General features: G+C 58.5%; 16 protein-coding genes and 1 tRNA gene. 4 read left to right on the forward strand and 13 right to left on the reverse strand.

Annotation, left to right across the window (positions count from 1 at the left end):
• Window position 1: 1 nt before the first annotated feature.
• From truA to ruvC, 8 genes are all read right to left on the reverse strand, one after another.
• Window positions 2-745: a tRNA pseudouridine(38-40) synthase TruA gene (truA, locus tag C4N23_RS04850; RefSeq protein ID WP_112144469.1), complete on the reverse strand. Its 744-nt coding sequence runs from the start codon at window positions 743-745 to the stop codon at window positions 2-4.
• Between the two features lie 123 nt (window positions 746-868).
• Window positions 869-1,684, reverse strand: coding sequence for an energy-coupling factor transporter transmembrane component T family protein (locus C4N23_RS04855; RefSeq protein WP_055190155.1), 816 nt, complete (start codon window positions 1,682-1,684; stop codon window positions 869-871).
• Window positions 1,678-2,598 (reverse strand): energy-coupling factor transporter ATPase, encoded by a 921-nt coding sequence (locus C4N23_RS04860; RefSeq protein WP_112144471.1) that lies wholly within the window; start codon window positions 2,596-2,598, stop codon window positions 1,678-1,680. The genes C4N23_RS04855 and C4N23_RS04860 overlap by 7 nt, the downstream gene beginning before the upstream one ends.
• 14 nt (window positions 2,599-2,612) lie before the next feature.
• The gene (locus C4N23_RS04865) at window positions 2,613-3,452 is read right to left on the reverse strand and encodes an energy-coupling factor transporter ATPase (protein WP_097839833.1); all 840 of its coding nucleotides are present in this window, start codon (window positions 3,450-3,452) and stop codon (window positions 2,613-2,615) included.
• 252 nt (window positions 3,453-3,704) lie between these two features.
• Window positions 3,705-4,580, reverse strand: a complete 876-nt coding sequence (locus tag C4N23_RS04870; RefSeq protein ID WP_112144473.1) for a class I SAM-dependent methyltransferase — start codon at window positions 4,578-4,580, stop codon at window positions 3,705-3,707.
• Between the two features lie 18 nt (window positions 4,581-4,598).
• On the reverse strand, window positions 4,599-5,654 hold the full coding sequence (ruvB, locus tag C4N23_RS04875) for a Holliday junction branch migration DNA helicase RuvB (protein WP_097839834.1): 1,056 nt from the start codon (window positions 5,652-5,654) through the stop codon (window positions 4,599-4,601).
• Window positions 5,655-5,657: 3 nt separating this feature from the next.
• Window positions 5,658-6,269, reverse strand: a complete 612-nt coding sequence (ruvA, locus tag C4N23_RS04880; RefSeq protein ID WP_097839835.1) for a Holliday junction branch migration protein RuvA — start codon at window positions 6,267-6,269, stop codon at window positions 5,658-5,660.
• Window positions 6,270-6,374: 105 nt separating this feature from the next.
• Entirely contained in the window at window positions 6,375-6,887 is a 513-nt protein-coding gene (gene ruvC, locus C4N23_RS04885; protein WP_055190174.1) for a crossover junction endodeoxyribonuclease RuvC, read from the reverse strand.
• A 224-nt stretch (window positions 6,888-7,111) separates the two neighbouring features.
• On the opposite strand from ruvC, the gene C4N23_RS04890 reads away from it, so the two are divergent.
• The 4 genes from C4N23_RS04890 (at window position 7,112) to C4N23_RS04905 (ending at window position 10,649) form a co-directional block, all read left to right on the forward strand.
• Window positions 7,112-7,187, forward strand: a tRNA-Val gene (locus C4N23_RS04890).
• 446 nt (window positions 7,188-7,633) lie between these two features.
• Window positions 7,634-8,002: a pyridoxamine 5'-phosphate oxidase family protein gene (locus C4N23_RS04895; protein WP_112144476.1), complete on the forward strand. Its 369-nt coding sequence runs from the start codon at window positions 7,634-7,636 to the stop codon at window positions 8,000-8,002.
• A gap of 245 nt (window positions 8,003-8,247) precedes the next feature.
• Window positions 8,248-9,753, forward strand: a complete 1,506-nt coding sequence (locus C4N23_RS04900; protein ID WP_112144478.1) for a recombinase family protein — start codon at window positions 8,248-8,250, stop codon at window positions 9,751-9,753.
• A 290-nt stretch (window positions 9,754-10,043) separates the two neighbouring features.
• Window positions 10,044-10,649 (forward strand): Type 1 glutamine amidotransferase-like domain-containing protein, encoded by a 606-nt coding sequence (locus C4N23_RS04905; RefSeq protein WP_112144480.1) that lies wholly within the window; start codon window positions 10,044-10,046, stop codon window positions 10,647-10,649.
• Between the two features lie 214 nt (window positions 10,650-10,863).
• Here the strand turns inward: C4N23_RS04905 and C4N23_RS04910 are convergent, their stop codons facing one another.
• From C4N23_RS04910 to C4N23_RS04930, 5 genes are all read right to left on the reverse strand, one after another.
• Window positions 10,864-11,796 carry an ABC transporter ATP-binding protein gene (locus tag C4N23_RS04910; protein ID WP_112144483.1) on the reverse strand — a complete coding sequence of 311 codons (933 nt, stop codon included), beginning with the start codon at window positions 11,794-11,796 and terminating at the stop codon, window positions 10,864-10,866.
• The gene (locus C4N23_RS04915; RefSeq protein WP_112144485.1) at window positions 11,797-12,894 is read right to left on the reverse strand and encodes an ABC transporter ATP-binding protein; all 1,098 of its coding nucleotides are present in this window, start codon (window positions 12,892-12,894) and stop codon (window positions 11,797-11,799) included.
• 13 nt (window positions 12,895-12,907) lie between these two features.
• Window positions 12,908-13,975 carry an ABC transporter permease gene (locus tag C4N23_RS04920; protein ID WP_112144488.1) on the reverse strand — a complete coding sequence of 356 codons (1,068 nt, stop codon included), beginning with the start codon at window positions 13,973-13,975 and terminating at the stop codon, window positions 12,908-12,910.
• Window positions 13,976-14,911, reverse strand: coding sequence for an ABC transporter permease (locus C4N23_RS04925; RefSeq protein ID WP_112144490.1), 936 nt, complete (start codon window positions 14,909-14,911; stop codon window positions 13,976-13,978). It lies immediately after the preceding gene.
• Between the two features lie 133 nt (window positions 14,912-15,044).
• Window positions 15,045-16,751 carry an ABC transporter substrate-binding protein gene (locus tag C4N23_RS04930; protein ID WP_112144493.1) on the reverse strand — a complete coding sequence of 569 codons (1,707 nt, stop codon included), beginning with the start codon at window positions 16,749-16,751 and terminating at the stop codon, window positions 15,045-15,047.
• Window positions 16,752-17,064 lie beyond the last annotated feature (313 nt).

Consider the following 17,064-nt stretch of genomic DNA (forward strand, 5'->3'; position numbering starts at 1 on the left):
CTCAGTTATAATTCACGCACTTCAAAAACAGCCCCTGTGCGGGCAGAGTAGGCCCCGCCTTGCTGCGGTCGCGGCTGGCGAGGATGGCGGGCACCGTTTCGGGGTCCAGCCGCCCGGCCCCGGCCTCGCACAAGGTCCCGGCAAGGATACGCACCATATTGTAAAGGTAGCCGTCCGCCGTCACAGTGATCTCCAATTCGTCACCTTTCCGCACAACATTACAATCTGTAATGGTGCGGACGGTGTCGCCGTGGGCCGCAGCCGAGCTGCCCGCCGCGCAGAGGGCCAGAAAATCGTGCTTCCCGACGAAGCGCCGGGCCGCTTGCTGCATCTTTGCCTCATCCAGCCGCCGGGGCACGCGGGTGTAGTACTTCGCGTCGAAGGGCGAATCGATGGGGCTGTTGTGGATGCGGTAGAGGTAGGTCTTGGTGTGGGCCGCGTACCGGGCGTGAAAATCCTCCGGCACGATGCGGGCCGACAGCACCCGGATATCCGGCGGCAGATGCTGGTTGAGGGCCAGCGGCAGCTTTTCCGGCGGGATGCGGGTGTCGGCGTGGAAGTTCAGCGCGAACCCCAGCGCGTGCACCCCGGCGTCGGTGCGGCTGCAGCCCTTGATGTCGGGCCGGGTGCCCAGCACGGCTTCCAGCCCATCCTGAAAGGTCTGGGCTACGCTCCGCCCGTTGGGCTGGACCTGAAAACCGCAGTAATTGGTGCCGTCGTAGGATAGAATGAGTAGGTAGTTCATGGATACTCCTTCCGTCATCGCTGCGCGATGCCACCTCCCTCTAGGAGGGAGGCTTCACAGCTTTCCGGTACGCTAAGGCTCTCTCGCCGAGGGAGCTGTCTGCGAAGCAGACTGAGGGAGTTCTTAAAAATTCGGGAACACCAGCCGGGAGGACAGGATCACCACAAAGCAGACGATGCAGACGGCAAGGTCGATGTAATCCTGCTTGGTGCAGCGCAGCACCTTCAGGCGGGTGCGGCCGTCGCCGCCGCGGTAGCAGCGGCACTCCATGGCCATGGCCAGCTCGTCGGCGCGGCGGAAAGCCGAGATGAACAGCGGGATCAGCACCGGAACCAGCGCCTTGACCCGCTCGGTCATGGTGCCGCTGTCCAGCATGGCGCCGCGGGCCTTCTGGGCGTTCATGATCTTGTCGGTCTCCTCGATCAGGGTCGGGATGAACCGCAGGGCGATGCTCATCATCATGGCCAGCTCATGCACCGGGAAGTGGAGCTTGCCCAAGGGCTTGAGCAGCTGCTCGATGGCATCGGTCAGCACAATGGGGCTGGTGGTGTAGGTCAGCAGACTGGTGCCCGCGATCAGTGCCATGACGCGCACCGCCATCAGCACGGCGTAACGCACGCCCTCGGCGTAGATGTTCAGGACCCAGAAATGCACCAGCGGCTCCCCTTCGCCGGAGACGAAGAAGAGGTTGAGCACCGCTGTAAAAATGATGATGGGCAGAATGGGCTTCAGGCTCTTCAGGATCATCTTGAAGGGGATCTTCGCCACGGCGTACATCGCCGCGAGGAAGAGGATGGACAGCGTCAGGCCCAAGGGGTTGGACGCCGCGAAGAGCAGGATGATATAAACGATGGTCAAAACCAGCTTGAGCCGGGGGTCAAACCGGTGCACAAGGCTGCTGCCCGGAAAGTGCTGGCCGATGGTGATATCTCTCAGCATTCGGACACGCCCCCTTTCACGCCCTCTTTACGGGGCAGGATGAGGCTCTCCCCCGCGTCCCGCCGCTTCTTGGCCTCCAAGATCATCTTGACGGCGTAGGGCACGGTGTACACGTCCGCCGGGACGTCCACGCCCATCTCCCGCAGCTTGAGGAAAATTTTCGTCACCTGCGGCACACTCAGGCCCAGCTCCAGCAGCTCCGGAGCACGGGCAAAGACGTTCTCCACGGTGTCGTACATCGCGATCTTCTTATTGGACATGACCAGCACCCGGTTGGCGTACTTGGCAATGTCCTCCATGCTGTGCGAGACCAGCAGCACGGTGGTGCCGGTCTTTTTGTGGTAGTCCTTCACTTCGGACAAAATTTCATCCCGGCCTTCGGGGTCGAGGCCGGCAGCGGGCTCGTCCAGCACAAGGATGCGGGGCTTCATCGCCATGACGCCCGCCACGGCGACGCGGCGCTTCTGGCCGCCGGACAGCTCAAAGGGGCTGCGCTCCAGCAGCGCTTCGTCCAAGCCGACGAACTCCGCCGCCTCATGCACGCGGTGGTCGATCTCGGCGTCATCCAGCCCCATATTCTTAGGGCCGAAGGCGATATCTTTATAACAGGTCTCCTCAAAGAGCTGGTATTCCGGATACTGGAACACCAGCCCCGTCAGGAAACGGAAATCGCGGATCTTTTCCGGCTCGGCCCACAGGTCGCGGCCATCAATGAAAATTTTGCCGCTGGTGGGCTTGTTCAGGCCGTTCATGTGGGTGATGAGGGTGCTCTTGCCGGAGCCGGTGGCCCCGATGATGCCCACGAAATCGCCCTCTTCCACCTCGAAGCTCACATCGTCCAGTGCAGTGACGGCGTTGGGCATACCGGGGTTATAGACATAGCTCAGGTGCTCTACTTTGATGATGCTTCCCATTTCGTCCGCCCTCCTCACTGCAGCAGCTCATACAGAGCCTGTGCGCATTCGCCGGTGTCGATGATGCCTTCGGGCATGGGGATGCCGGCCTTGACCAGCTCATCCCGCAGCTCAGCCGCTTGGGGCACATCCAGCCGCAGGGCGCGGACCTTCTCGGTCTGGCTGAACACCTCTTTCGGGGTGCCCTCCATGACCACATTGCCCTTGCTCATCACCAACACCCGGTCGGCCTGTGCAGCCTCTTCCATGTAGTGCGTGATGGCGACCACCGTGATGCCCATATCCTGATTCAGGTGGTGGATGGTCTGCATTACCTGCTCGCGGCCCCGCGGGTCCAGCATGGCGGTGGCCTCGTCCAAGATCAGGCAGTCGGGCCGCATGGCGACCACGCCCGCAATGGCGACGCGCTGCTTCTGGCCGCCGGAAAGGTTGTGAGGAGCGCGCTCCCGGTACTCGTAGATGCCCGCCATCTTCATGGCGTCGTCCACGCGGCGGCGCATCTCTTCGGGCGGGACGCCGAGGTTTTCCAGCGCAAAGGCCACATCTTCCTCCACCACGGTGGCGACGATCTGGTTGTCCGGGCTCTGGAACACCATACCGACCTTCTGGCGGATATCGTAAATTTTGTCCTCGTCCTTGGTGTCCATCCCCTCCACCATCACGGTGCCGCTTTCGGGCAGAAGGATGGCGTTGAAGTGCTTGGCCAAGGTGGATTTGCCGCAGCCGTTCGCGCCCAGAACGGCCACGAACTCGCCGCGCCGGACCCCCACCGATACGCCGTTCAGGGCGTAGACCGGCTTTTCCGGGTCGTAGCGAAATTTCAAATCATTCGCTGTCAGGATCGTTTCTTTCATTTGTGTTTTCTCTTTCCGGTGGTGCGCCTTCCCAAAAGGCTGTACCCCTTACTATAAGATGATAATTTTCACCAAAACTCTCGTCTTTGTACAACCTCTCAGTCTCGCTGCCGCTCGCCAGCTCCCCTAGTAGGGGAGCCTCTGGCGAAACCGGGAACTTTGCGAGGACTGCCAAGGCCTCCCCTACAAGGGGAGGTGGCAATGCGAAGCATTGACGGAGAGGTTGTACAGAGGAGAGCCTTGAAAATGCCTTTACTCTTCCCAGATCGCGGTCGCGCCGCAGGGCACGACGCCGCCGGTGGCGGAGACGGGCAGACCGATCTCGTCGCAGCTGGTCTTGCCGCCGAAGCGGGGCACCAGCGTCGTTTTGAGCATATACTCCATGACGGCGGGCGACAGGCCGGTGGTGTAGCTGTTGACCGCGAAGAAGAGGGGCGTGTCGCTCAGCACCTCTTCGCACTGGCTGATGAGGTCGTAGATGCAGTCTTCCAGCTTCCAGATCTCGCCGCCGGGGCCGCGGCCATAGCTCGGCGGGTCCATGATGATGCCGTCGTAGGTGTTGCCGCGCCGCTTTTCGCGGGCGACGAACTTGGCGCAGTCGTCCACCAGCCAGCGGATCGGCCGGTCTGCAAGGCCGCTGGCGGCGGCGTTGTCCTTGCCCCACGCCACGATGCCCTTGGAGGCGTCCACATGGCAGACGGTGGCCCCCGCCGCGGCACAGGCCAGCGTTGCGCCGCCGGTGTAGCCGAAGAGGTTCAGCACCTTGACGGGACGGCCCGCCGCGCGGATCTTCTGAGCGTACCACGCCCAGTTGACGGCCTGTTCCGGGAACACGCCGGTGTGCTTGAAGCCGGTGGGGCTGACGATGAGGGTCAGCTTGTCCTCCTCTTCGCCGCAGGAAATTTTCCATTTTTCGGGCAGACGGCGGCGGTACTCCCACTCGCCGCCGCCCTGATTGGAGCGGTGGTAGATGGCGTCCGCCTTGGCCCAGAGCGGGCTCTGCTGGGGCGTCTTCCAGACCACCTGCGGGTCGGGCCGGACCAGCAGCGTCTCGCCCCAGCGCTCCAAACGGTTGCCGCCGGTGGCATCCAGCAGCTCATAATCCTTCCATGTATCTGCGGGGCGCATAAGCGTCCTCCTTTCTCGTCAAAACAGGCTCTGCTGGCCGTTGTCCTCCGGCGAGGCGGACTCCGGAGCCTTCAGGCCAAGGTGTTCGTAAGCAAGCCGGGTGGCGCAGCGGCCCCGCGGCGTGCGGGTCAAAAAGCCCATCTGCATCAGGTAAGGCTCGCAGAGGTCTTCCAGCGTGACGGCTTCCTCGCCGAGGGCCGCCGCCAGCGTTTCCAGACCCACCGGGCCGCCGTTGTACATCTCGATGATGGCGCGGAGAAGGCTGCGGTCCAGCTCGTCCAGACCCAGCGCGTCCACGTCCATCCGCTTCAGGCTCATCAGGGAAACGTCCCGGTCGATGACGCCGTCGCCCAGCACGGTGGCAAAATCGCGCACCCGCTTGAGGAAGCGGTTGGCCACGCGGGGGGTGCCGCGGCTGCACTTGGCCAGCTCGTAAGCGCCCTCCGGGGTAATGGGCTGATCGAGGATGCCCGCCGACCGCTGGATGATGCGGGACAGCTCATCGGGGCTGTAGAGTTCCAGCTTGAGCAGCACACCGAAGCGGTCGCGCAGGGGGCCGGTGATCTGGCCCGCGCGGGTGGTGGCACCCACGAGGGTGAAGCGCGGCAGGTTGATGCGGATGCTCTGGGCGCTGGGGCCCTTGCCGATCATGATGTCCAGCGCGTAGTCTTCCAGCGCCGGGTAGAGCACCTCTTCCACCTGCCGGGACAGGCGGTGGATCTCGTCGATGAAGAGCACATCGCCCTCCTGCAGATTGGTCAGCAGGGCGGCAAGGTCGCCGGGCTTCTCGATGGCGGGGCCGCTGGTGATGCGAATCTGGACTCCCATCTCGTTGGCGATGATGCCCGCCAGCGTCGTTTTGCCAAGGCCCGGCGGGCCGTAGAGCAGGATGTGGTCCATGGGCTCGCCGCGGCGCTTGGCCGCTTCCAAGTAGATCTTCAGGTTCTGCTTGACCTTTTCCTGCCCGATGTAGTCTTCCAAATGCTGCGGGCGGAGGCTGTTTTCCTCGTTGTCGGCCGTTGTCAGGCCCGGCTGCATCATTTTTGCGCCATAGAGCGCGGTTTCGTCCTGCATGGATTACCTCCTGCCCGCCATGCCCCGCAGGGCCAGCTTGATGATCTCTTCCACCGGAAGGGTGTTGTCGATTTTCGAAACGGCCAGCGCGGCCTCGCTCTGGCTGTAGCCCAGCGAGACGAGGGCTGCAATGGCCTGCCCGGCCCCCTGCGCGGCGGGGGCATCCGATGCGGCACCGGCCACATCCTCCAAGTTGATGCCCTCCACAAAGCCCTTGGCGACCTTGTCCTTCAGCTCCAGCACGATGCGCTGGGCCAGTTTCGGCCCCACGCCGGAGGCCGCCTTGAACGCCTTGTGATCCCCCGCCGAGATGGCCAGCGCCACCCGGTCCGGCTCCATGACGCTCAGGATCGCAAGGCCCACCTTCGGCCCCACGCCCGAAACTGCCGTCAGCATCTCAAAGCACGCTTGCTGCTCTTCCGTCGCAAAACCGTACAGACTGACGTCGTTTTCGGTCACGCTCATCACGGTGTAGAGGGTCGCTTCCTTCCCCACGCCGGGCAGCGCACCGGCCACGCTGGCCGGGCACTGGGCGTAATAGCCCACCCCGCCGCAGCTGAGCACCACGGCGTTCAGGGTCTTTTTGATGATTTTTCCAGTTAAACAGTAGATCATAGAAACCTCTCAGTCTCGCCTTCGGCTCGCCAGTCGTCCACCCTTTGTCGCTTACGCGACATCCCCCTCCGGCCGGAGGGAGTCTTTCCCAAAGGGGGAGCTTATTTAGATCGGCCCCACAACCTGACGGCGGAAGCGGTTGAGCTGGTTGCCGTTGGTGTGGCAGAACGTGATGGCCATGGCCAGCGCGTCGGCGGTGTCGTCGGGTTTAGGGACGGCGGGCAGATGCAGCAGGATGCGGGTCATCTCCTGCACCTGCTTCTTCACGGCCTTGCCGTAGCCGGTCACGGCCTGTTTCACCTGCATGGGGGTGTATTCGTAGATGGGCAGCCCCGCCTGTGCCGCCGCCAGCAAAATGACGCCGCGCGCCTCGGCCACGCCGATGACGGTGGTCTGGTTGTGCTGGTAGAACAGTTTCTCGATGGCCAGCACCTCCGGCTTGGTCCGCTGGATGACTTCCTTGACGCCGGTGTACACCTCGTCGAGCCGCCGCTCGAACGGCACCCCCGCGTCGGTGCAGACCGCGCCGAAATCCACCGGTGTGAACCGGTTTCCCGCATAGTCCAAAACGCCCCATCCCACGATGGCATAACCGGGGTCGATGCCCAAAACTCTCATTCTGCGATACCTTTCCTATTATAATCAATGTATTATACCACAATCTGTCCCCCAGAGCAACGGAGAACCCCGCCCGCAGTTGACAAAATCCCGCGCCCTGCGGCCAAAATCCGCTCTTCTTCCCGCTGCCGCCAAAAAAGTTTTCAAAAAATTTCAAAAAATGCTTGCTTTTTGCCGCAGAGTGTGGTAACATAATCAAGCCGATTGCGGCACAAGCAAAATATGGACGGTTAGCTCAGCTGGTAGAGCATCTGCTTGACGTGCAGGAGGTCACAGGTTCGAGTCCTGTACCGTCCACCATACAGTTCGTACTCGAACCCGATTCTTTATGAAAAAGGGTTCGGGTACGTTTTTTGTTTATCGGAAGTTCTGCGGAAGGACTACACAGAGCGTTAAACGAGCAAAGGCAGGGTATCACTATGACGGTGGTATCCTGCCTTTTGCTTTGAGGAATCAAGTTCGCTTTGTGCGAACTTGGTCGTCACCCTATATGACGCATTGGGGGCAATCGCTGTGTACGTGCGTACCGGGAGAGCGTGTACACCTCTGGCAAGGTGTAACACACTAGACTTTGTTCCAAAGTCTGTGTGCCAAGGGGCATAGCCCCTTTGGAATTCCTGTGGAGTGTGTACGCACGTACGCAGGAAAACGGCAAAATTTCACTATATCGTGGGTGTTCTTTCATTGGAGAGTATGGTATACTCGGCTTAGTTCAACAAATAAGAATTTAACGGAGGAAAAATAAAATGAGTAAAGCATATGAATTTTTGAAGGAATGTGGTGCATTTTTTGTATTGTCTATAAATGGTGACTATCCAGCAGGTAGACCTTTCGGTGCAGTAATGGAAGTTGGAGATGATTTATACTTATCTACAAATGACATGAACGATGCTCACAAACAGATGCGAGAAAATGAGCATATTCAGATTGTCGCAAAGAAAGCAGAATCAAGGGAATGGATTAGAATTACTGGTATAGCAACAGAATGTGATAATCAAGCGTTAAAGCAAAGAATGCTTGAAGAATGTCCTATTTTACAACAGAGATTTGGTGCGGTAGGAATGGAACATTTTATTATGTTCAAAGTAAAAGTAGAGAATGTAGAAATAAAGTAAAATTCCAGTTTGCTGTACTCGTTCCTAGCAGGGTTTGGGGCAGGCACGCCCCAACAAGAAGCTGTCCCAAAGGGGGCAAGAATTTTCAAGAATTGAAAATTTGTGGCCACGGGACGATTCTTGCTCTCAGCTTTTTCGCTGCGTTTCGCAATTTTCACATTTCAATCTGCTCGCAGATTGTTGACAAGCTGCGCTTGACCCGATACTATAAAGGCAAGTCGAATACACGCCAAGGAGGTGCAACCATGACCGCCGTGATCTACGCCCGCTATTCATCTGACAGCCAGCGAGAAGCGTCCATTGAAGGACAACTGCGCGACTGCAAGGACTACGCCGAGAAGAACGGCATCACCGTGGTCGGCACCTACATTGACCGTGCCTACTCTGCCAAAACGGATGACCGCCCGGACTTCCAGCGGATGATTAAGGACAGCGCAAAGAAAATCTTCGATGTGGTTCTGGTCTGGAAACTCGACCGCTTTGCCCGGAATCGGTTCGATGCCGTGAACTACAAGTACCAGCTGGAAAAGAACGGTGTCCATCTGGTGTCCACTATGGAACCCATTTCGCAGGGGCCTGAAGGCATTATGGTGGAGAGTATGCTGATTGGCATGGCGGAATACTATTCCGCCGAACTCGCCCTGAAAGTGGCGCGCGGTGAGCGCGAAAACGCCCTCCAGTGCAAGTACAACGGCGGTGTGGTGCCGCTGGGCTTCACCATTGGCAAGGAGGACAGGCTGTACCATATCGACCCGGAGACGGCTCCCATCGTGCAGGAGATCTTCACCCGGTATGCCGACGGTGAACCTGCTGAGAAGATTGCAGCATCCCTGAACGAGCGCGGCCTGCGTACCCGCACCGGGAAGCCGTTCGTGAAGAACAGCTTCTTCCAGATCTTCCGCAACCGCCGCTACATCGGCGAATACCGCTACAAGGACATTGTGACGCCGGGCGGCATTCCGGCCATTGTTGACCAAGACCTGTTTGACAGGGTGCAGCAGCGTTTCGAACAGAACAGGATCGCCCACGGTCGGCCTGCAAAAGAGGATGTGAGCTATCTGCTGACCACCAAGCTGTTCTGTGGCAAGTGCGGCACCCTGATGGGTGGCGAAAGCGGCACCAGCCACATGGGAAACACCTACTATTACTACAAGTGCGGCAACGCCAAACGCCACGGCAAGGCGCACTGCGACCTGAAAGCCATCCGCAAGGAGCCTCTGGAGCGGTTCGTGGTGGACACTGCCATTAAGGTGATTTTCAGTGATGAAATCATCGAACAGCTAATAGATTTGGTCATGGAAGCCCAGCAGAAGGAGAACACCCGGCTGCCTGTCCTGAAAGACCAGCTCAGGGACACAGAGAAGCGGCTGGCAAACCTTCTGGAAGCCATTGAACAGGGCATCCTGACCCCGACCACCAAGCAGCGGTTGGACGAACTGGAAGCCCGGAAGGAAGCCCTGAACACCAGCATTCTGGAAGAAAAGCTGAAAAAGCCAGTCCTGACCCGCGAATGGATGCGGTTCTGGTTTGAAAAATTCCGCAAGGGTGACATGAGGGACATGGAACACCAGCGGCAGATCATTGATACCTTTGTCAACTCGGTCTACGTCTTTGATGACCGGGTCGTACTCAATTTCAACTTCACGGATGATGCCAAAACGGTCACCCGTGAGGAAGTGTTGGGTTCGAGTGCTGTGGACAATGCTCCACCACAAAAATCCTCAGACATTCGTCTGGGGTTTTTTTGTTAGTGGCGGTACAGGACTCGAAAAGCACGTGCCGAAGCGCAGCGAAGGCAATCAAAGCCCCAGTGGGGCTTTGATTCGTGCGCGGTTCCTAGACCCCTAGGAATGTCTACCAAGAAAGATGCCGCTGCCGGAGCACCTTTCCAACCGACACCAGTCAGAGCGTCGAACCTGAATAGCAACGACCAAGGGCAGGGTATCATCATGGCGATGGTATCCTGCCTTTTGCTATTTTTAACCGCATATGGTATACTCGGCTTAGCTCAACAAATCGGAATTTATATATAAAGGAGAATATTGATGAAACTGTTTTATGTTCGCACTTTTCAAGTGTAGGAAGTCTGATAAAGGAAGAAATTGAAAATAAAAAAGTCGCATTTATTCCAACAGCTTCGCTGCGTGAAGGCTACACCGGTTATGTCGGCTCGGCTCGAAAATTATTCAAAAAGTTGGGAGCAATCGTAACTGAAATTGATATTTCAACGGAGGCTTATTCAACGATACAGTCTGTTTTTGAAGATGCGGATGTGATATATTTCACCGGCGGAAATTCTTTTTTCCTTATAGACCAGCTCCGTAAAACGGGAACGGATGAGCTGTTGAAGAAAGAATTGGCAAAGGGAAAACTGATAATTGGTGAATCGGCAGGTGCGATTATATGCGCTCCAAGCATCCAATATATCGAGCAAATGGATGAAAAGCCGGAGGACTACTCACAAGAAGATGATGCAGGGCTTGATTTGATTGATTTCTATGTTCTTCCGCATTATCTTACAGCACCATTTAAGAAAGTTACCGAGAAAATAATGACTGAGTTTTCGGATTTGAATCTATGCCCAATTAACAACCGTCAGGGAATTGTAATTGATGGTGAAGGTTCAAAGGTTATTTGCAAAGACTAATTTGAAAATTCCCGTTTGCCCTACTCGCTCCCAGCAGGGTTTGGGGCTCCACACGCCCCAACAAGAGCACTTATGTAATAGAAACTTCTACCGGGAAGCATATCAATATTGAAGTCGATGCAGCATCAAAAGTCCTGCCTTGCTATGCCGGACTTGACAGCACAAAGCCCCTCTCCGTTTTTGCGCGGAGAGGGGCTTATTTTATACTCTATGCTTATTTGCACCACTGGGCAAACTCGTCGTCAGTGCACTTGACGTAATGGCTGCCCTCGACATGGTGGCTGGTGCCCTTGGTGTAGTCGATGCCGGAGGTGGCGTAGTCGTAGGTCTCGGCCACGCGGCGCTTTTCCACCACCGGGTTCGGCAGAGGGATGGCCGACAGCAGACTCCGGGTGTAGGGGTGGATGGGATGCTCGAAGATCTCCTCGGTGGTGCCGGTCTCCAGCAGGTGCCCCAGATGGAGCACGCCGATGCGGTCCGAGATGTACTTGACCATGGACAGGTCGTGGGCAATGAACAGGTAGGCCGTGCCGGTCTCCTGCTGGATGTCCTTCATCAGGTTGACCACCTGTGCCTGAATGGACACGTCCAGCGCCGAGATGCACTCGTCGGCGATGATGAGCTTCGGGTTCATGATGAGGGCGCGGGCAATGCCGACGCGCTGGCGCTGGCCGCCGGAGAACTGGTGGGGGTAGCGCTCGGCGTGCTCCGGCGCAAGGCCGACCTTTGCGAGGATCTTCTCCACCTTTTCGCGGCGCTCGCCCTGCGTTTTGTACATGTGGTGGATGTCCAGCCCTTCGCCGATGATGTCCTCCACCTTTTTGCGGGGGTTCAGAGAGGCCATCGGGTCTTGGAAGATCATCTGCATCTGGGTGCGCAGGGTGCTGTTCTGGGTGTGGGAGAGGTGTCCGCTGATGTCCTGCCCGTCGAAGGTGATCTTGCCCGCAGTGGGGTCGTACAGGCGGATGATGCTGCGGCCGATGGTGGACTTGCCCGAACCGGACTCGCCCACCAGACCGTAGGTCTCGCCGGGGTAAATTTCAAAGCTGACGTCGTCCACGGCCTTGACCGTGAAGTTCTTGTTGACGCGGAAATACTGCTTCAGCCCCTCGACCTTCAGCAGCGGGGCCGTTGTATGCTCTGCCATTTATTCCGCCTCCTCGATCTTTTTTGCTTCCGTGCGCATCCGGGCGATCCGCTCCTTGAGTTCCGGCGGCATCTCCACCTTGGGTGCGCGGGGGTCCAGCAGCCATGTGGCCGCGTAGTGGGTATCGCTGAGCTTGAACATGGGAGGCTCGGCCTTGTCGTCGATGTTCAGCGCGAAGCGGTTGCGGGGCGCAAAGGCGTCGCCGGGCTTCTCATGCAGCAGGTTCGGCGGCGAGCCGGGAATGGTGTACAGGCGGTCGTCGGCGGTATCGAGGTCGGGCATGGCCGACAGCAGACCCCACGTGTAGGGGTGCTTGGGGTCGTAGAAAATTTCATCAATGGTGCCGGTCTCCACGATCTTGCCCGCGTACATGACATCCACGTAATCGGCCACCTTGGCCACAACACCGAGGTCGTGGGTGATGTAGATGACCGAAATGCCGCGCTCCTTCTGGATGCTGCGGATCAGCTCCAGAATCTTGGCTTGGATGGTGACATCCAGCGCGGTAGTAGGCTCATCGCAGATGAGCAGGTCGGGGTCGCAGGAAAGGGCGATGGCGATGACCACACGCTGCCGCATACCGCCGGACAGCTGGTGGGGGTAGTTCTTCATCCGCTTTTCGGCGTCGGTGATGCCGACCTCCTCCAGCAGCTCCAGCGCCTTTTTGTAGGCTTCGGCCTTGGGCATCTTGAAGTGCCAGAGCATTCCTTCCATGATCTGCTTGCCGATGGTCATGGTCGGGTCGAGGCTGGTCATGGGGTCTTGGAAGACCATGGCGATCCGCTTGCCGTTGATGTGGCGGCGGATCCACTTTTTATCCTTTTGCAGCAGATCCACGGTCTCCGGGCTGCCGTCGGCGTGGTGGTAGCTGAACTGGATGGAGCCGCTGTTGACGGTGGCATTCTTGGCCAGAATGCCCATGGCGGCCTTCATGGTGACCGACTTGCCGGAGCCGGACTCGCCCACCAGCGCCACCGTCTCGCCCTTGTACAGGTCGATGTTCACGCCGCGGATGGCGTGGACCGGGCCCGCCGTAGTCTTAAAGGTGATATCAAGGTCTCGCACCGACAAGACCTGTTCTTTTGTATTCTCAGGCATGAGGTGTTCCTCCTTACATACTCTTCATCTTGGGGTCCAGCGCCTCGCGCAGACCGTCGGCCACGAGGTTGAAGCTGAGCATCAGCAGACTCATGACCACGATGGGCGGGATGATCTGGTACGGATGGGTGGTAAAGCTGTTGTACAGCTCACTGATCAACGAACCCAGCGAGCACTGCGGCACCGGGATGCCCAGACCGACGAACGAAAGGAAGGCCTCGGTGAAGATGGCGGTGGGGATGCTGAACATGACCTGCGTGATGATGGGTCCGATGATGTTGGGTAACACTTCCTTGAAAATGATGAAGAAGCTGCCCGCGCCCAGCGTGCGGGACGCCAGAACAAATTCCTGATCCTTCAGCTTGAGCATCTCGGCGCGGGCGATGCGGCTCATGCCCACCCACTCGGTCAGCATCAAAGCGAAGATGATGGTTACCATGCCGGGCTGCAGCACCAGCAGCAGCAGTGTGACGATGACCAGACGGGGGATGCCGTTGGCCACTTCCAAAAAGCGCTGCATCACCATATCGACCTTGCCGCCGAAGTAGCCGGAGATCAGGCCATAGCTCATGCCGATGACCATATCGATGACGGCGGCGGCCACGGCGATGATGAGGGAAACGCGGGCGCCCTCCCATGTACGGGTCCAGATGTCGCGGCCGTAGAGGTCGCTGCCGAACCAGTAGTAGACGTCCAGTTTCTCCTTTTCCTGATAAGCGTTGGTCACCTTGGTGCCGGTGGTAGTGCTCATCTTCTCGCTGCCGTCCAGAATGCCGAACTGCTCAATGCCGGGCACACGGGGCGCAAAGTTCTTCTGGCTCAGGTCTTGGCCGGAGTAGGTGTAGCTGTTCATGCCGGGGCCGAAGACGGCCAGCAGCACGATGAAGACGATGAGCACGAGGCCCAGCACCGCGCTCTTTTTATGGAAGAAGCGGATGAGCGCATCCTTCCAGAAGCTCTGGGCTGCAAAGTTGGTATCCACTGCGATCTCGGCCTCGTTGTGCTTGAGCTCGAAATCGGCGGCGGTGAAGGTTTCGTTCGGGGAGGCCGCCTCGCCCACGCGGATCGCTTTTGCTGCCATTTAGTCGTCCCCCTTTGCCAAACGAATGCGCGGATCGATGACGCCGTACAGCAGGTCAACGACCAGCATGATGCCAATGTACATAGCGCTGTAGATGAAGCTCAGGCCGATGACCACATTGTAGTCGTTGGACTGGATGGCCGTCACCAGCAGGCTGCCCACACCGGGGATGGCGAAGATCTTCTCCACCACCAGCGAGCCGGTCATCAGATCCACGATCAGCGGTGCCAGCACCGTGATGATGGGGATGAGGGCGTTGCGCAGGGCGTGGCGGAAGATCAGCGCCGGGCCGGAGATGCCCTTGCTCTCGGCCAGCAGCATATAATCGGAGTCGAGGACTTCGATCATCTCGCTGCGGGTGAAGCGGGCGATGGACGCCATGGTGAACATGGACAGCGACACGCTGGGCAATACGCTGGACCCGAAGATGTCCTTCGCGGAGAAGAGCATCGGAAACCAACGGAGCTTGAAGCCGAAGGTGTAGCTCAGCGCCAGCGCAAAGACGTAGGACGGCACCGACACGCCGATGACCGAGATGATGGTAGCGACGGTGTCAAAGACGGTGTCCCGCTTGAGGGCGGCAATGATGCCCAGCACAAGGCCCACCACGGCACCCAGCATGACCGCCATGCCGCCGATCTGGATGGAGATGGGCAGACGGGACTGGATGAGCTGGGAGATGGGCGTATTCTTGGAGATATTGTAGCTGACGCCGAAATCGCCGCGAAGCATATTGCCCACATAGCGGAAGAATTGGATGTAGATGGGCTGGTCGAGGCCGTACTTTGCGTACAGGGCCGCGCGCATGTCAGCCGTCAGCTTTTCATCGTTGAAGGGCGAACCGGGCATCAGCTGCATCAGGATGAACAGGACCAGCAGAATGGCCAGCAAAGTGAACAGCGAGGTCAGGATTCGCTTGAGCGTATATTTTTTCACGTCGGGTGGACCCCCTTTGTCCGGGTGTATTTTTGCGGTCAGCCGTTCGTCTGCCGCGGACAGGTGCAATGCCAAAAAGGCGCACAGTGGCTTTTGCGGGCCACTGTGCGGCCTTATTCAGCGATTCAGTTGTTTACTCGCTCTTGGTGGTGTTCTTGTACACACGGTTCAGAGCGCAGGGGTGATGCTCGACACCCTTGACGGCAGAGGAGATCATCTCGGCGTTGCACTGGCCGTACAGCGGGAAGATGACGGCCTGTTCGAGGACGATCTGCTCGGCCTCATACAGGGCTGCCCAGCGGCCTTCGGGGTCGGTGCACAGGTCACCGGTGGTGCACTCGTCGATGACGGCGTCATAGTCGGCGTCGCTCCACAGACCGTAGTTGTTGGAGTTGCCGGTGACCCACATACCGAGGTAGGTCATGGGGTCGGCGTAGTCGGGACCCCAGCGGGTCAGGCCGATCTCAAAGTTGCCGTCCTGCATATCCTGCACGCGCTGCTTCTTGGGCTCGACGGTCAGGTTCAGGGTAAAGCCCTCCAGCGTGGTCTCCAGCTGCTCCTTGACGACCTGTGCGACCTTCTGGGGTGCATCGTCGGCGTCAACGACCATATCGAAGGTGAAGGAGTCCTTGCCCAGCTCGCTCTTGGCCTGTTCGTAATACTCCTTGGCCTTGTCGGCGTTGTAGGCGCAGAAATCGGCGAACTTGGTCTGGTCGGCGCTGAAGTCGCTGCCGTCGGGGCCGGTAGCGAACTGCGGAGGAACGGCGGTGTAGCAGGGAGCGGAGCCGTCCTTCAGGACATCGTCCGTGATGGAATCACGATTCAGCGCGAAGGTGATGGCCTTGCGCAGGTTCTCGTTGGCCAGTTCGGGCACACCCGCCATGTTGGGGCTGAGGTACCACAGGTAACCGGCACCCACGCTGGTGAATTCGGGGTCGTCCTTGACCTGATCGACCTGTTCACCGTTCAGCAGGGTCATATCCAGTGCGCCGGTCTGATAGCTCATCAGAGCCTGCTGGCTGTCCTTGATGACCTGATAGGCCAGACTGTCCAGCGCGATCTTGTCGGCGTCGTAGTAGTCGGGGTTCTTTTCCAGCGTGAAGGCGGTAGCAGCGGGCTGGTAATCGGTCAGCTTGAAGGCACCGTTGGAAAGCACGGTGTCGGGGCTGGTGCCGAAGGTGTCTGCGCAGCTGTTGTAGAACGCCTCGTTCACGGGGTAGAAGGTGGGGAAGTACATCAGGCTCAGGAAGTAGCTGACGGGAACGTTCAGCTGGACTTCCAGCGTCTTATCGTCCACTGCGCTCACGCCCAGATCGGTGACGGGCTTCTCGCCGGCAATGATCTCTGCGGCGTTGACGATCTGACCGATATCGGACAGCATGTAGGAATACTCGGAAGCAGTAGCGGGGTCAACCGCACGATGCCAGCCGAAGACGAAGTCAGCGGCGGTCACAGCATCCCCGTTGGACCACTTGGCATCGCGCAGGTGGAAGGTATACGTCTTGCCGTCCTCGCTGATGTCGTAGGTCTCCGCCAGCGCCGGGATGGCTGCGCCGTCGGCGTCCATCTGCATCAGGCCGTCGGTGTAGTCCGCAATGACCTCGAAGGAGGTGCCGTCGGTGGCCACCTGCGGGTCGAGGGACTGAACCTCGGTCTCCAGCATGATGTTCAGGGTGCCGCCCTGTGCAGTGCCAGCTGCAGAGGACGCCGTAGAACCGGCAGCGGAAGAAGCTGCCACGGAGCTGGAAGAGCCGCCGCAAGCCGTCAGAGCCAGTGCAGCCGTGGTGACACCCGCAGCAGACAGGAAGCTGCGGCGCGAAATACGACGATCGAATTTCATATCTATTTTTTCCCCTCTCTTGACCGCTTCAAGGCTATACCCTGCTAAAGCGGCACGTTCTAAAAATACACAAGGGTCTCCGTTCCCCCTCTGGAACTTTGCACCCCCTTGTGCCTTGGCCGCATTATACATCGACCTTTTGCGAAAGAAAAGCCTTTTTTCAAAATTTGTCTCCAGTAAAAGCACATTTCTGCGGTTTGTCCAACACTTTGCCGAAGAAAGCGCTTATTTTTTGTACAAGTTTTACCCATGAGCACATTTCACTTGTAAACAGTTCCGGTTGAAAGAGTATGATTTATTCTTTTTGACCGAC

The organism is Faecalibacterium hattorii, assembly GCF_003287455.1.
GTDB classification, from domain to species: Bacteria; Bacillota; Clostridia; order Oscillospirales; family Ruminococcaceae; genus Faecalibacterium; species Faecalibacterium hattorii.

Coding starts and splice junctions, on each gene's coding strand:
- truA (WP_112144469.1), bottom strand. CDS start 745: ATGAACTACCTACTCATTCTATCCTACGACGGCACCAATTACTGCGGT.
- C4N23_RS04855 (WP_055190155.1), bottom strand. CDS start 1,684: ATGCTGAGAGATATCACCATCGGCCAGCACTTTCCGGGCAGCAGCCTT.
- C4N23_RS04860 (WP_112144471.1), bottom strand. CDS start 2,598: ATGGGAAGCATCATCAAAGTAGAGCACCTGAGCTATGTCTATAACCCC.
- C4N23_RS04865 (WP_097839833.1), bottom strand. CDS start 3,452: ATGAAAGAAACGATCCTGACAGCGAATGATTTGAAATTTCGCTACGAC.
- C4N23_RS04870 (WP_112144473.1), bottom strand. CDS start 4,580: ATGCGCCCCGCAGATACATGGAAGGATTATGAGCTGCTGGATGCCACC.
- ruvB (WP_097839834.1), bottom strand. CDS start 5,654: ATGCAGGACGAAACCGCGCTCTATGGCGCAAAAATGATGCAGCCGGGC.
- ruvA (WP_097839835.1), bottom strand. CDS start 6,269: ATGATCTACTGTTTAACTGGAAAAATCATCAAAAAGACCCTGAACGCC.
- ruvC (WP_055190174.1), bottom strand. CDS start 6,887: ATGAGAGTTTTGGGCATCGACCCCGGTTATGCCATCGTGGGATGGGGC.
- C4N23_RS04895 (WP_112144476.1), top strand. CDS start 7,634: ATGAGTAAAGCATATGAATTTTTGAAGGAATGTGGTGCATTTTTTGTA.
- C4N23_RS04900 (WP_112144478.1), top strand. CDS start 8,248: ATGACCGCCGTGATCTACGCCCGCTATTCATCTGACAGCCAGCGAGAA.
- C4N23_RS04910 (WP_112144483.1), bottom strand. CDS start 11,796: ATGGCAGAGCATACAACGGCCCCGCTGCTGAAGGTCGAGGGGCTGAAG.
- C4N23_RS04915 (WP_112144485.1), bottom strand. CDS start 12,894: ATGCCTGAGAATACAAAAGAACAGGTCTTGTCGGTGCGAGACCTTGAT.
- C4N23_RS04920 (WP_112144488.1), bottom strand. CDS start 13,975: ATGGCAGCAAAAGCGATCCGCGTGGGCGAGGCGGCCTCCCCGAACGAA.
- C4N23_RS04930 (WP_112144493.1), bottom strand. CDS start 16,751: ATGAAATTCGATCGTCGTATTTCGCGCCGCAGCTTCCTGTCTGCTGCG.